The following is a 15,237-nucleotide window of genomic DNA, read 5'->3' as shown; positions in this document are numbered from 1 at the left end:
TTACTGTTGGGCGACGGTACTCGTGTCGTCGACGATCTGTTCGACGCTCCCGCCGAGTTCAGGATTGAGCGCCTGTGGATAGGATCGTTCGACGATGCCGTCCTGGTTAACCAACAGGATCAAGTTCAGGTGGGTAAACGAGTAGCCGTCGTGGTTCTCGTGTTCGGTCTCCTCCTCGGGAACCCTTTCGATTCGCATCCCGATCTGATCGTGGAGCAGTTCCTTGCCGCTCTCGTAGCTTTCCGGGCGAAGGAAGTGCCAGTTGCCGGCCTCGAGGTCGACGCCCTGTTCGTGCGCGTAGCTCTCGAGCGTGTCCGCGGTGTCGCGTTCGGGATCGAACGTCATCGCGAGGAGGCTGAGATCGTCCGTGTAGCCGTTTTCCTTGGCGTCCGCCTGGGCGCGCCGGAGACGCAAGAGCAGGGCGGGACAGGCTCCGTTGGGGCACGACGTAAAGAAGAACGTCAGTAGGAACGACTTCTCGCCGGCGAAATCGGCGGTATCGATCGTCTCGCCGCTCAACGGATCCGGGAGCGAGAAGTCGGGGAACTCTTGGCCGTGGGTGGGATGTGAAATCGCATCCGGATCGCCGGGGCGGTCCGGCGGATCGAGGATCGTTCCATCGTCGTTGTCGCCATCGTCGTTGTCAGCGTTGTCGCCGATGCCGACCTCACCGAGACAGCCGGCAAGCCCGGTCAGTCCGGCAGCCCCCACCGCGCCAAACGAGCCGAGATACGTGCGTCGCTCCATACGGGATACGTTGGACGGAGCGAGCAAAGGTTCGTTGGTTCGCCTGCCGAAGCAACATGTACTATCACGAGATGTTCTCCGTCGCTATCGTTTTCGACCGCCGCCGACACTATCGAAGTCAGTACCTACTTCGGTCTCGCCTCCGTCACTCACCGTATCGTCCATGCGCTCGTGGCTGTCACCGACACCCCCGTCCCGTCTCCGACGGCAGTGGCATTCAATACGTACGCTCGTTGCCATCGCCACGGTCCTCGCCATCGTCTGTCTCGGCATCGGCGCGGCCGCCGATACCGCCAGCGCGTCGAACGCCGCCGCCGGACTCGGTGACGATCGCGAACTCACCGTTCCAGCCTGGCTGACGGTGTTCACCGGCGGCGTCGCCATCGGTGCCTCGGCACTGCTCGCCGCCCTGGTCACCGACCGGCAACTCGTCGACGCCCTCCACACCTGGTCGCTGCCGCTCTCAGCCTCCCGGTCCGACCCATCGAACCCATCGAACCGCTCCGAAACGAGTTCAGCCCTGGCTCCGCACCTGCGTGAACTCGCGAGCGGGTTGTGGTGGCTCACCGGGCTGGTCGGCGTCGCCGCGCTCGTCGGGACCGTCGTCGTTGGCCTGACCGGGCCCGGCCGCGTCGCGCCGACCGCGAACCTCGCGATCATTCTCTCGTTCGTCGGTCTCCGGTCGCTGCTTCCGATGGTCGCGTTCCTGGTCGGGAACCCCTGGCCCGCGCTCGATCCGTTTCGCAGACTCGCACGCGCGCTGGCCGCCCTCGGAGAGGGCGTCATGTGCTTGCTCCCGCCGATCCAGTCCTTCGGGGGTACCGATACCGACAGTACCGATACTGGTCCCACCGATACCCACGCGATCGCCGACGGCGGATCGGGGCTACTCACATATCCCTCTACCCTCTCCTCGTGGCCCGCCGTCGCCGGCCTCGGCGCGCTCGTCTGGCTCGAACTCGTCCTTCCGGTTACGTCCGATCCCCCCCTTCTCGCTCGACTCGCCGCCGGCTACACGATCTACACCGTTGCCGGCGCGATCCTCTTCGGATCGAACGCGTGGTTTCGCCGTGCGGATCCCCTCGCGACGGTCTTCCGGCTCTACGGCGCTGTGGCCCCGATTCAGCGCCGTCGCGACGGACGCGGCCTCACCCTCGTCCTCCCCGGCTCCCGCCTGCGCGACCCCGATCTCGTCACCGACGCCAGCGAGGTCGCGTTCGTTCTCCTCCTGGTCTGGGAACTCACGTTCAACGGCTTCGTCGTCACCCCGCCCGGCAGCCGACTGCTCGCCGAACTCGTCGGCGCTGGGGCACCGGTCGCCGTTGCAACGTTCGCGGTCTTCGCCGGCGGGTACGCCGTCGCCTTCGGGCTGTACTGGCTCGCTGCGTCTACGGCCCGGCGAACCGCGCCGACGTACCTCTCGACGGCGACCCTGGCTCGGCGGTTCGCCCCGCCGTTACTCGCGATCGCGGCGGGCTATCACGTCGCCCACTACGTCGGGGTCGTCCTCTCGCTGTCGCCCGCAGCGGTCGCGGTCGTGACGAGTCCGCTCTCGCCGCCGCTCAATCCGACGACACTGGCGCTACCGGGGTGGGTTGGAATGCTCGAGATCGGCGCGTTGCTCGCGGGCCACCTGCTCGCAGTCTGGGTCGCCCACGCGACCGCGTTCGATTGCTTCCCGGGCCGACTACAGGCGATCCGGAGTCAATACCCACTTATCGCGGTGATGGTCTGTTACACGGCGGTTAGTCTCTGGTTGCTGACGTTACCGACGGTCCAACCCCCGACGCTTGCGGGATAACCGCTCGTCAAAACCAAAACCACGCCTCCGGACCCAATCGAACCGCAATCGAACCGCGATCGATTGCGATAGTTGTTTTGTTTCCGGGAGTGCACACGCAGACAATGCATCGCCGGAGCATCCTCCGTCGGACAGCCGTCGCCGGGAGCGGAATCGGCACGCTCTCCCTCGCCGGCTGCCTCGAACGGCTCGGGTTCGAGGAAGAATCCGCCTGGTCGAACCCGCCGCTCGTCCAGGACCGTCCCGACGCGGTCTACCTCCCCGCATCGACCGAGAAAATGGCCCGACTCGGCACCGCGACCGGCGACGAGTTCGGGATCGCCCTCGGGTACACGATCCCGCACCGATTCTGGCTGCTCGCCGGCGAGTCGAATCAGGTCGACGTGCAGCCGTCGGACAGTCTGCATCTCATGGTGACGGTCTGGGATCGGGAGACCGAACTCGTGGTTCCGGCGACGGTCCGTCTCGAACTGGTACGGGAAGGGGAAGAGGCGACGCCCGTCGGTTCGTTGTGGCCGATGATCTCCCAGCAGATGGGCTTTCACTACGGCGATAACGTCGAGTTATCCGGTGACGGGACGTACACGGCGCGCGTTCAGGTCGGTCCCCTCGACACCGATCGAACCGGGGCGTTCGGGGATCGTCTCGACCGCACCGAGACGCTCACGGTCGAGTTCACCCACGCCAGGGAGGACGTTCACGACCTCGGCGTCGAGTATATCGACACCCAGCGGCGGGGCACCCGGGAAGCCCTCGACTTGCGGACGAACGATTCGATGCCGTCCTCGCGCGGCCAACCGCTCGCTGAGTTACCCGGCGATCACCTCGGAACGGCCGATAGTGGTGACGCGCGCGTTGGGGCGCTCGTGCTCGACGCGGAGCGGGTCGGTGGCGCATCGGAGCGTGTGTATCTTGCGGTGACGCTCCGAACGCCGTACAACGACGTGATGTTGCCGTTTGCGGGGCTCTCCGCGATCGTCGATAGCGGGGGTGATGGCGGTGGTAGTGAACGCACCGGCGGCGACGGAGACGGCGGCGGGACCGAACCCCGCGAATCGCTGACGCTCACTGAAGCCGTCGATCCGACGCTCGGCCATCATTACGGAGCCGAGAGCGACGTGCTTAGTACGGGCCAGTCCACCGCGGACGAGCGGGAGACGACGATCACGATCAGCGTCGAGACGCCGCCACAGGTCGCCCGCCACGATGGCTACGAGACGGCGTTTCGCGCGTTCGACGATGTTCGCTTCCAGGTCCAGCGCTGAGCCAGTCGAAACGCTCCCGAGTTACGACGAACTGGCGGAACGGCGCAACTACCGCGACGAACGGTTCGTAAACGAACTCGTATCGATCGGAACGGTCACGAACGGTCGGAAACAGCCCCATTATGCCGATGATAACTAACCCCCGATCCGGACTACCTCGTGTGTATGTCTCGCTCGGAAAACGCAACCATGCAGATCGGCTGCCCGGAGTGTGATACAACCGTCACCACCGCCGTCCCTGCTGGTCCCGGACTCGTCGACGACGGCACGGCCGACCGATTACGCGGCACCGAAACCGCCTGTCGCAACTGCGGTCACGAACTCGAACTGTACTTCTACTGATGGGCCGGGGAAACGAGTTCACCTCGGACTGCCGTCGGCTTCGATATCGTCGGGTGCAGTTGCTCGCTGCCGCTCGTGGCCAGAGCCATCGAGAAACCGGACTGTCCGGACGGTGGAAACGCCACGAGCGGACTGTTAACCCCCCTGCGGCTGCAGGCCGCGAAGCAACCAGTGGCGGCCCTGTTCTGTTTCAGCGAATGCGAGTTCCCGACTCTCTCACTGTCGTTTCGAATCGGCAGCCGTATCGCCACGAGTACGACACGGAGGCGGAAACGAACGGAAACGCGGAGCCGGACGCGGAGACAGGAACGGACACGGCAGCGATCTCGGTCGACGAACCCACCGGCGGCCTCACCGCCGGTCTCGATCCCGTTCTGCAGGAAACGAGCGGCACCTGGATCGCCTGGGGCGACGGCGACGCCGACTTCGACGTCACCGACGCGCGCGACTGCGTCGGCGTCCCGCCCGAGGAGGAGTGCTACACGCTTCGTCGGATCGACCTCTCCGACGACGCCGTCGACGCCTACTACCGCGGCTTTAGCAACCGCGTCCTCTGGCCGCTCTGTCACGGCTTCGCTGAACTCGTCGAGGAACGAGCCGATGACTTCGAGTGGTATCGGACGGTCAACGCGACGTTCGCGGACGCGGTCGCCGAGCACGCGAGTTCGGAGTCGGTCGTCTGGCTGCAGGACTATCACTTCGCGCTCGCGCCGCGGATGATCCGCGAGTCGATTCCGTCGTCGGCGACGGTCGCGCAGTTCTGGCACATCCCGTGGCCCTCGCCGGCGACGTTCGAGTACTGCCCCGAAGGCAAGCAGGTACTCGAAGGGCTGCTCGGTAACGATTTGCTCGGATTCCACGTCGAGCGATACGCCGACGCCTTCCTCGATTGCGTCCGCCGGTACCTGCCGGACGCGGCGGTCGACCGCGAGCGGCGAACGGTCCGCTATAAGGGCCACACGACCCGCGCCGTTGGGACGCCGATGGGGGTCGATGCCGACTCCTACGATCAGCGCGCACGCACCGCGGATGCGGACCGGCTCCACGCGCTCTTCGAGCGCTACGATATTCCGCAGAACGTGACGCTCGGACTCGGCGTCGACCGCCTCGACTACACGAAGGGCATTCCGGAACGGCTGACCGCACTCGAGCGCTTCTTCGAGGCGAATCCGGGTTGGCGCGGCGAGTTCACCTTCGTCCAGAAGGCCACGCCGTCGCGAACGGAGATTCCGGCCTACGCTCGCCACGGCGACCTCGTCCGGAGCGAGGTCGACCGGATCAACCGCCGGTTCGGGACCGACGACTGGCAGCCGATCGTTTACACGGAAGATATTCTGCCGGCGGACGACCTCTGTGCGCTGTACCGGCACGCCGATCTGCTGATCGTCAGTTCGCTGTGTGACGGGATGAACCTGGTCGCCCAGGAGTACGTGGCCGCGAGCGTCGACGGCGACGGTACCCTGCTGTTGAGCGACCGCACGGGCGCACACGAACGATTGAGCGAGAACGCGATTTCGATCAACCCGACGGCCGTCGACGAGTTCGCCGATCGAATCGAAGACGCACTCACATTGTCGCCACAGGATCGTGCCCGTCGAATGGATGCCCTTCGAAAGACGATCTTCGAGAACGATATCGATGCCTGGATGGAAACGCAGTTCGAGTGGCTGTCCCGGGTCCACGACGGCCAGTGGACAGCACCGAATTCGCAGTCCGGAACGGACGACGCCGAGTCGGGTGCCAACTCCGAATCGGATTCCGACTCCGGCTCGCACGAACGAACCTCGCTCGTCTGAACTGAACTCGTGTGCGTTCGACCGTCTCTGCACTCGCTTCCCGTGACGGAACGAGTCTCGATCCCACCATCCGAACTCCACCCACACCTGATTTGCGAACGATGTCCGACCAGTCAGCAGCCACCGACGACGGTTCCGATACCAGTATCGAAAGCACCGACGCCAGTACCGACACCGATATCGACGCCGGCATCGGCACCGATACCGACGAGACCACTACAGACGACTCCCCACACGAGACACCACTGCAACCGCCCCCACTCCTGACGGGCGAGCACCTGCCACAGCTCCGGGCTACCCTCGCCAACGCAACGCATCTGCTGGTCTGTCTCGACTTCGACGGGACGCTCGCCCCCATCGTCGACGAGCCCGATGCAGCCGCGCCGACGACGGCAAACGAAACCGCCGTCGCGGGGCTCGTCGATGCCGCTCCCGTCACGACGGCTATCGTCAGCGGGCGGAGCCTCGCCGACGTGCGGACCCGCATCGACGGGCCGCGCATCTACGCCGGCAACCACGGCCTCGAACTCGCCTGGAACGAGACCGTCGCCGTTCACCCGGTTGCACACGAACGCGCCGCTCGGCTCGAAACCGTCTGCGAAGCGCTCGAAACCGTCCTCGGCCCGATCCCGAACGTTCGAATCGAAAACAAGCGCCTGACCGGAACCGTCCACGTGCGCACCGTCCCACCCGCTGCTCGCCCCACCGTTCGCCGGCTCACACGGACCGTCGTCGACCGAGTCGGCGGCGACGAACTCGAGGTCTCTCCCGGCAAACGCATCCTCGAAATCGGACCGACGATCGACTGGGGCAAAGGCGACGCCGTCGACGTCATCACGTCGACGCTCCCGGACGGTACCGTTCCACTCTACATCGGTGACGACGTGACCGATGAGTCCGCGTTCCGCGCCATCGACGCCGACGGCATCAGTATTCGCGTCGGCGATGAGGATCCCTCCACGGCATCCTTCCGCGTCCGGTCACCCGCCGCGGTCGCCCGCGTTCTCGACTGGCTCGGGACCGCCGGCGTCGAACTCGTCGGGCAGCGAACGCAGTCGCTGTCTGGAACTGAGCTGTGGAACGACGACCCGCGTGTCGGGCCGATCCCGGAACGCTGGCCGACGCCCGTGGCGAATGAATAAATACCGTTGGCTGCTGGCGCTGACAATCGCCGGCTCCGATGGCTTACGGCCGGCGTTCAGCGGGGGTTTGCTGGCCCCACGCCATCGTTACGCGTGACCACATATATTGTTGCCGATAGTGATTTCCAAAACGAACTCCCCGGGACAAGCCGAAAGTATTAGTTACCAGTGGAAATAAAGGTTCGGTACGAGAGTGACAGAGAGTGAAGCTACGCCAGCCAACTGATTTCCTTATCCTCGAAGCGCTCGAGGATAAGGGGCGAAACGTCGCGACGAATCTCGCCGCCCACACGGGAAAGAGTCGAAAAAACATCAACACCCGTCTCCCCGTCCTCGAAGACTATGGCCTAGTCGAGAAGATCGGGCCAGCAGAACGATCCGGCCTCTACGAGATTTCCTCGACAGGCAAAGCAGCACTCGTCTATCAGGATCAGTACGGCGAGGCCGACGACTTCGAAGACCTCATCGAGGGCCCCAGCGCGGGCGATCTCGATCAGAACGGTGACAGCCAGGCAGCCTTCGTCCGCGGGGAAAACGGTGACGTAGACGACGAAAACGCCAACACAGACGCCGACGAGTAATCCCGTTTCCGCCGCTCAGCCGCGATCGATTGGATCATCTGCGTCGTCAGACCGCATTTTATTCGCGACCTCACCAGCGGACCAGCGATCATCGTAGCGAGTCATCCCACCCTCCCGGTGGACGACCCTTCGAGCCTTTGATACGGACTGCTGTCAGTCATTTCCGGCGCAACCGCAGGACGGGCGCGGTTGCGCCGGTAAATCGTTACAGCAGACCGTATGAGACCCCGATGAACTCGGTCGGGTACAGTCGTCTCACAGAGACGAGTTCACCGGAGAGACGGCCATTCGTGGCTCCAATTTGGAGCCGGTCACTCCGTCGGGCTACTTCCCTCTTCGAAGAATTCGGAAAGAACCGTCTTGAGCCCCTTTCGGAGGTGTTGGTGCATCGTCGGTGGAGTCACACCCATGGTCTCGGCGATTTCCTCGCCGGTGCTCGAGCGCGGCCACTCGAAGAAGCCGCTGAAGTAGGCGAGGCGCAGCGTCGTCAACTGCCGGTCTGTAAGCTCCTCGTGGATTCGATTGCGGCGTTCGACTGCCGTGTGGACCGGCCGGTCGACCTCGCGACGCGCCATGAGTTCCGTACTTTCGTAGATCGCGGACAGCGCCTCGGCGACCTCCCGGACGTCGCCGTGCTGGGGCACCTCGACGATGCAGGTTCCGACCCCGTCTGTGACCGTCACGTCCCGGATCGTTCCCCCGTGATTCGCAATCGTTCGAACGCCGGACTCGACCAGGCGCATCTCGATCGTACAGTGATCCCGCCCGTCGTGGATGAGCCGACACGACTCGATCGACTCGTGTTCCGATGCCGCCTCGATCACCGTCTCCCCGTCGAGTCCGTCGACGGTCACGTACTGGATCGGCCGGCCGTCCGAGGTCGTCCCCGACCATTCGAGAGAACACGTACAGTCGTACTCCGTCGTCAGATCGAACGAAAACGACTCCCCGCCGTCGATCCTGAACTCGAGTTCGGTGACGGTATCGGCAAATAGCAACTGGCGGCTTTTGACTGCCATGATCGAAAAGCCCATGGTTTCCCCGAGGAGTTTGAACGCTTCCTGTTCGGTGTCCGAGAACGCATCGGCGCGACTCGCGAGGACGGTCAACACGCCGTAGATCGTTTGCTCGTGGACGATCGGAACGCTGATCGCCGCCCGAACGGTGTCTTCGCTGGCGGCGGCCTGTATCGGCTCGGGTAAGGGCTCTCGTTCGAGGATGTGGTTTGCCGTCAGTATTTCCCCCGTGGTTCCGGTTCGTTCGACCGGTCTCTGGATGTCCGTTGGTGAGGCGGGTTTGGTAGCTCCGTTCTCAGTGTCGGTGTCGCTGTCGGTGTCAGCGTCGGTACCGCCGTCTCCATCGTGTTCGCTCTCACGACCACTGTCACCGTGCTCATCAGCGCTCCCGTCGGTATCATCATCAGCCTCCTCACCCGCCACGGTCGTGGTTGCCGTGTCAGCCTCGGACTCTCCACTTGCCCCCGCTTGCGTCCGTTCCTGTGAGTGTTCATACCGTGCGTCGTCGAGGTTCCGAACGGCCTCGAGATACGTCGTCGCTTCGCCCGCACCCGTTCGATAAGTGAACTCGCCGTTCGTGGTGCGTTCGGCGATCCAGCACCCACAGTAGAGATCCGAATCGACGAGTTCAGCGCAGACCTCTCGTTCGATCGCATCCCGGGTGGGGGCGTCGACGAGCGTTTCGATCACTTGCCGAATAACGGCGTTGATACGGTTGAGCGTCTCGAGATTGGCCTGCCTGGCCCGCAGTCTGCGTTCGCGTTGTGCGCGCTCGGTGATGTCGCGGGCGAGCCAGATGACGGCGCGCTGGCCGTCGATGCGTTCGTCGATCGGGACGACGCGCGCTTCGTAGCGACGGCGGCCTTCGGTGGTCTCGACGCTGTACTCGACGGATTGGACCTCGCCGGTTCGGAGTGCGCGGTCGAGACAGTCCTGTAGTTGTGTCGCGGTCTCTTCCGGGAACGCATCGGTGAGGCGCTTGCCGACGAGTTCGGCCGCGGAGATGGTGTAGAGTTCGGCTGAACTCGGTCGGATTTTGGACTCCAGATACGTCCCGTCGGCACCGATGACGAACGCCTCGTCGGGCAGTTCGTTGGCGATGATTCGGTGATAGGTATCGTCGTGGGTGGCGTTCGGTGCGGGCGTCGATTCGGCGTCACGTTCCACGTGCTGTTCGGAGTCGGGGTTGGGGCCAAAGTCGGGGTCGGTGCTGGTACCGACGGTTGGATCGGTGTTTGCGCTCGCCTGCTTCTGTCGCCGTTCCTGTTCTCGTTCCTGTTTTTCTTCCGTTTCCCCTTCGTCTTCGTCTCCGTCTCCGTCTCTCTCCTCACCTTCCTCCCCCTCGGAGTCACTCCCACGGCTGCCAGTCGTCGCTGTCTCTTCTCGAACCACGTTGAGAACGCGGGTGACGGCATTATCGGTCGCCGGAACGTACTCGCTCACATCGGCCCGGAGTGCCGCTGCAGCGAGCGTTTCGCTGCCGTTCTGTGGTGTGACGACGATCGGCCGTTCGCCGTCGTCGTCTTGCGCCGTGTCCCGGTTGGACTCTTGTGTCCGTGTCCGCGTCTGCGCTTCCGTTCTCACGTCTTCAATCTGACCAATAGCCGTTTGTAACGACGCGGGCCGATCCACATCGATGACGATCCCGTCCGGTTTGAACGCGAACGAGGCCCCAGATCGATCCGGTGATCGGAGTTCGGCCAGCGACCGAACGATAGTCTCCACCGGCAGATCACGATCCGTCGCCTCGAGTTCCGTGCAGAGTCGGTGTTCGCTCGCCGGTGCGGTCGTTACACAGATGAGTGAGACGGTTTCCTGTGAGTGCTCCATGTGTCCGGGAGATCGGCTATTCGTCACTCCGCCAGTGCTCCGAGCCGGTATTCTTTCTACCCAACACCGTGACCTGCAATAAAACATAGGGATCGAAATGATTCGACGGTCGGCCAACAGGCGGCCGTGCGGGTGAATGACTGTGCTGCTGTCGCACCTGCCGGTCTCCGAACCGGTTATAGCTCGTCTGCTTCTTTCAGTTCGCCGATGACGTCGTCAACGAACGATTCCGGATCGTCGTACGGGAAGTCGCCGCCGGATATTTTCGTGTTTAGTTCCATCGCAGTCATCGAAAAATCCCCGGACTCGAACTTGGTCCCCGGACCGTTCGGCAGCGCCGGGACGAGGTCCATCGGACTCGAGATCGGGTAGTCAGCGCCTTCGAACGCGTCGATCATCTGCTCACGGATTTCGTCTTCATCTGCCATTGCGTGACCCCGTTACGTCCGATAAATAATAAATTTGTAGGTAGTTGCGCGTTCACTGTGAGAGCGTAATTCTCCCCTTCGCTGGGGTTTCTTCCGCTCTCATAGCACTGATAGTGTCTATCTAGCGTATTCACTGACTGGAAGATAGTCACCGGCTCCAACAGCTCCGAAACAGTAATTATGCCCCGGACTGCATGTCAACCCATGGCGAAAGATACCGTCAGGTACCCCGACGAGGTCGTCGAAGAGATCGACACGCTCGTCGACGACGGTATGTTCGAGAGCAAATCCGAGTTCTATCGCTTCTCTGCGGAGTACGTACTCACGCTCATCGACCCCGATCACGACGTCGAGACGTTCAACTTCGACGAGATCAAATCCGAACTCGATATCACTGAAGAAGATCACGCGAAGGCACTGGGCACGGACGGTGGAACGTTCTTCCTCGATGCTGTGATTACAGTCCGCAAACAGGGGTTGCGGGGCAACTACGAGGCTGCAGAGCGGTTTATCGACACCCACTACGAAGCGACCGATCAGGAGTGTATCATCTTAGAGGAGTTGCTTGGAACGTACCGAGAGGGGACGCCAAACCAACCGTAATCAGGGTCGAACTGACTCGAGAAACGCCGCGTCGACATGCTGTCGAAGCAATTCTGCAGCCCGATCTGCGGGTGCCGTTGCTGTCTCTCCAGGCGAGTTCACGCTATCCATAGCCCACTCGACACCTGCAGACCGCGCCACGGCTTCGAGAAACGCCGTGCGGACCGCCGTATTGTCGAAGACACCGTGGAGGTAGGTTCCGAGTACCTGTCCGCGTGCTGCACTCGCGTCACCGAGCGGCCGCTGGACCGGTTCGAGCGCCCGCGTTCGGCCGGCGTGAATTTCGTACCCTGAAGCAGTCCCATCTGCGCCGGCGAGCAGCGGGGTCGCCGACCCGTCGACGGGGACCGTCGTCTGCTCGAGTCGCTTGTCCTCGTCGAACCGCGTTTCGACGGGAAGCAATCCGAGCCCGTCGAGTGTATCGTCGGTGCCGGTCCCTTCGAGCGAGGCGTTGGTGAGTCGCTCGCCGAGGAGTTGGTAGCCGCCACAGATGCCGACGATGGGGCCGTCGAAGGCGTGCAGTGCGTCGCCGAACTCGGCGGCGTGGAGCGCGCGGAGGTCGTCGACCGTGTTTTTGGTCCCCGGGAGAACGACGGCGTCAGCCGCAACTGCGTCCAGAGGGGTATCGCTCGCTCCATCGTCGACCGGCACGTAGACGACCGACACGCCAGGTTCCGCGGCGAGCGCCTCGAGATCGGTCGCGTTGGAAATTCGAGGGAGACGCGGAACCGCGATTCGAAGCCGCTGCTGGGCCGGAACGCCGTCGTCGTCGCCGCGGACGCCCCGCTCCTCGACGCCGGGGAGGCCGACGCTGTCCTCCTCCGGCAGGCCGGGATCGTCGTAGGGTAACACGCCGAGGATCGGGACGCCAGTCCGCGATTCGATCTCCTCGATTCCGGGGTCGAGCAGCGACGGGTCGCCTCTGAACTTGGTGATGAGCGCGCCGACGACGCGCTCGCGGATGTCGTCGGGTAAGAGTTCGATCGTTCCGTAGAGGCTGGCGAACGCGCCGCCGCGCTCGATGTCGACGAGCAGGAGGATATCGGCGTCGGCGAACCGGGCGGTTTCGACGTTCGCGAGGTCGCGGTCGTGAAGGTTGATCTCGGCGATGCTGCCCGCGCCCTCGGCGACGATCACGTCGTGGTCGGCCGCCAGCCGCCGATAGGAGTCCTCGGCGGCGATACGGGCGTCCTCCCAGTGGTTCTCGTAGTAGCTGCCGGCGGGAACGTGCTCGCGGGCTCGACCCTGCACGACCAGTTGACTCTCGCCGTCGCCGCGCGGTTTCAGGAGGACGGGATTGCAATCCGTCGTCGGCGTGAGCCGCGCCGCGCGGGCCTGCGTGAACTGCGAGACGCCGATTTCGCCCCACCGGTCGTCGGCCTCGTTCGAGTTCGCTTCGGCGGTCACAGCCGACGGGTTGCCGCTGTCTTCCCCCGCCTCGCGGATGACGACGCGGGCGTTGTTACTCATGTTCTGCGCTTTGAACGGTGCGACCGAGACGCCCCGATCCGCGAGCAGGCGACAGAGCCCCGCGACGACGGTCGATTTGCCGACGTGGCTCGCAGTCCCGGCGACCAGAAGCGTCTGCGTCATTCACACGTCCCTGCTGCGCCCCAGTGTATCGTCCTGTCGATTCCATCTCCGGCTTCCCACCGCCGTTCTCGAACCGCCACAACCGGACCGAGTTCACCGACGCCACGGACCGGTCCGTCGCAGGCCCGACAACTACGTACATCGCCGGTGGAGCGTCCCCCGATCCGATGCCACCGACACTCGACAACGAGTACGTGAGCGACTGGCGCGTCCTCGCCGGAGACTCGTCCGTCGGCATCGACGCCAACGATAGCGATAGCGACGGCGACGTAGACGAACTCACCGTCACCCACGTCAGCGACCTCCACGGCCAACTCACGCCGCGCCACCACGTCTATTACGACACCCCCCACTCCAACTCGCGAGCGGCCTTCGAGTTCGGCGACGCGGACGAACTCGTGAAACGAGCCGGCGGGATCCCGATTCTCTCGGCGAAACTCGGCGAGATTCGATCGGCGGTCCCGGCGACGCTGACGCTCATGAGCGGCGACACCTTCCACGGGTCCGCCGTCGCGACCTACGGGGACGGACGGGACCTCTGTGATCTCGTCGCCGACCACCTCGACCCGGACGTCTACGTCCCGGGAAACTGGGACATCGCCGACGAGAGCAGCGACGACGGCGCGCTCCGGGAGTACCTCGACCGACTCGAGACCCGTGGGACGACGGTCCTCGCGAACAACCTCTACGACGCCGGGACGACCGACTCCCTGTACGAACCGTACACGCTCGTCGAGCGAAACGGCATCAGCGTCGGCGTCGTCGGCATGACGAACGTCTACATGGACCGGATGGCACCCGCCCTCCACGAGGACAAGTACGAGTTCGGCAAGCACCCCGCGCTGCTCGAGGCGGCCGCTCGGAAAGCGAAAGCCGACGGCGCTGAACTCGTGATCGCGGTCACCGAAATCGGCCTCCAGTGGATGGTCCAGGCGGCGAAGGACTGCCCCTCGATCGACGTGGCACTAAGTTCTCACACGCACGAGTACACCTACGAGCCGATCGTGGTCGACGGAACGGCGGTCATCGAATCGGGGATGGGTGACGCCCTCGGACGGCTCGATATTCGTCGAATTGGAGGGAACGCGGACGCGGACGCAAACGTGGATGCCGACGGCGGCAGCGGTGCGGACGGCGCTGATACCGAGGGCGACCACGACGCCCACGAGTTCGCCGTCCGCCACGTCCTCTACTGTCTCGCGACCGACCACGAGTACACGCCCGATCCGAACCCCAACGCGCGGGCGGCCGTCGAGCGCGTTCGCGAACCGTTCCTCGCGGATGATCCCGAGTTCGAGCAGGGCCACGGCGCGCTCGAGCAGCCGCTCGATACCGTCGTCGGCGAGACGGCCACCCGGCTCGCCCGGCGGTCGTTCCTGGTGAACTCGTGGAACGCGGCCCTGACCGACGCCCTCGTCGAGTTCACCGGCGCGGATCTGGCCGTCGTGAACGGCTACCGGTTTGGCTTCGCGGTACCGCCGGGAGAGATCACACTCGACGACTGCTATGGTGCGTTTCCGATGACCTCGCCGGTCGCGACGGGCGACGCCTACGGCAAACAGCTCACGAACCACGTGGAGGCATCCCTGAACGACAACTTCTCGCCGCACGTCTACGAGCAGGAAAACGGTCGCGTCCGGTCGTTCTCCCCGAACGTCTCGCTGACGATCGATCCGACGGCAAAGCGCGAGCGCCGCCTCGTCGCGTTCACGATCGACGGCGACCCGATCGACCCGAACGACTCCTACACCGTTGCGGCCCTCGACAAGCCGGGTTCGTCCGCACGTGAACTCGGCGGCTGTAACTTCCCGTTTCGGAACGTCGAGATCGAGGCGGGAACGACGGCGGTCGACGTGCTCGTCGAGTATCTCGCAGACGAATCCCCGCTCGACATCGATACCGACGGTCTGGTCACGACGCCGGACGACGGCGGCACCGTCCAGAACACGCCCGCAGACGGGCCGTATCCGTTCGTGCAGCCGGGCGTCGACTACGCGGACGGCGAGAAGTACTGCGAGACGCGGCTGATTCCAAATCGGTACGCGATGCCCGACGAGGCGGTGAATCGCCGGCGGTGACGGCGACGCGAGCGC

General features: G+C 64.2%; 12 protein-coding genes. 8 read left to right on the top strand and 4 right to left on the bottom strand.

The window, feature by feature from the left end:
* Entirely contained in the window at positions 1-747 is a 747-nt protein-coding gene (locus tag C480_RS03175; protein ID WP_006664177.1) for an SCO family protein, read from the bottom strand.
* A gap of 163 nt (positions 748-910) precedes the next feature.
* Between C480_RS03175 and C480_RS03170 the strand changes: the two genes are divergently transcribed.
* From C480_RS03170 to C480_RS03150, 6 genes are all read left to right on the top strand, one after another.
* A complete protein-coding gene (locus C480_RS03170; protein ID WP_006664176.1) occupies positions 911-2,548 on the top strand; it encodes a hypothetical protein in 1,638 nt (545 codons plus the stop codon).
* Positions 2,549-2,652: 104 nt separating this feature from the next.
* Positions 2,653-3,813, top strand: coding sequence for an iron transporter (locus C480_RS03165; RefSeq protein WP_006664175.1), 1,161 nt, complete (start codon positions 2,653-2,655; stop codon positions 3,811-3,813).
* A gap of 165 nt (positions 3,814-3,978) precedes the next feature.
* Positions 3,979-4,155 (top strand): hypothetical protein, encoded by a 177-nt coding sequence (locus C480_RS23710; protein WP_006664174.1) that lies wholly within the window; start codon positions 3,979-3,981, stop codon positions 4,153-4,155.
* A 197-nt stretch (positions 4,156-4,352) separates the two neighbouring features.
* Positions 4,353-5,951: an alpha,alpha-trehalose-phosphate synthase (UDP-forming) gene (locus C480_RS03160; RefSeq protein WP_006664173.1), complete on the top strand. Its 1,599-nt coding sequence runs from the start codon at positions 4,353-4,355 to the stop codon at positions 5,949-5,951.
* Positions 5,952-6,052: 101 nt separating this feature from the next.
* Entirely contained in the window at positions 6,053-7,093 is a 1,041-nt protein-coding gene (gene otsB / locus C480_RS03155) for a trehalose-phosphatase (RefSeq protein ID WP_006664172.1), read from the top strand.
* Positions 7,094-7,296: 203 nt separating this feature from the next.
* Positions 7,297-7,674: a winged helix-turn-helix domain-containing protein gene (locus tag C480_RS03150; protein WP_006664171.1), complete on the top strand. Its 378-nt coding sequence runs from the start codon at positions 7,297-7,299 to the stop codon at positions 7,672-7,674.
* Between the two features lie 311 nt (positions 7,675-7,985).
* On the opposite strand, the gene C480_RS03145 is transcribed toward C480_RS03150, so the two are convergent.
* A complete protein-coding gene (locus C480_RS03145) occupies positions 7,986-10,520 on the bottom strand; it encodes a bacterio-opsin activator domain-containing protein (protein ID WP_006664170.1) in 2,535 nt (844 codons plus the stop codon).
* Between the two features lie 176 nt (positions 10,521-10,696).
* Positions 10,697-10,948: an MTH865 family protein gene (locus tag C480_RS03140; protein WP_006664169.1), complete on the bottom strand. Its 252-nt coding sequence runs from the start codon at positions 10,946-10,948 to the stop codon at positions 10,697-10,699.
* Positions 10,949-11,152: 204 nt separating this feature from the next.
* Between C480_RS03140 and C480_RS03135 the strand changes: the two genes are divergently transcribed.
* Complete coding sequence (locus tag C480_RS03135; RefSeq protein WP_006664168.1) at positions 11,153-11,551, top strand: CopG family transcriptional regulator; 399 nt, start codon at positions 11,153-11,155, stop codon at positions 11,549-11,551.
* Here the strand turns inward: C480_RS03135 and C480_RS03130 are convergent, their stop codons facing one another.
* Positions 11,552-13,144 carry a cobyric acid synthase gene (locus tag C480_RS03130; protein ID WP_006664167.1) on the bottom strand — a complete coding sequence of 531 codons (1,593 nt, stop codon included), beginning with the start codon at positions 13,142-13,144 and terminating at the stop codon, positions 11,552-11,554.
* A 167-nt stretch (positions 13,145-13,311) separates the two neighbouring features.
* Here C480_RS03130 and C480_RS03125 point away from each other — a divergent pair, with 167 nt between their 5' ends.
* Positions 13,312-15,222 carry a bifunctional metallophosphatase/5'-nucleotidase gene (locus C480_RS03125; RefSeq protein ID WP_049903187.1) on the top strand — a complete coding sequence of 637 codons (1,911 nt, stop codon included), beginning with the start codon at positions 13,312-13,314 and terminating at the stop codon, positions 15,220-15,222.
* The last annotated feature ends 15 nt before the right edge of the window (positions 15,223-15,237 follow it).

This window comes from Natrialba aegyptia DSM 13077 (genome assembly GCF_000337535.1).
Classification (GTDB): Archaea; Halobacteriota; Halobacteria; order Halobacteriales; family Natrialbaceae; genus Natrialba; species Natrialba aegyptia.
The sequence above is the reverse complement of the archived record's forward strand: the minus strand, read 5'-3'. Positions and strand labels throughout refer to the sequence as shown.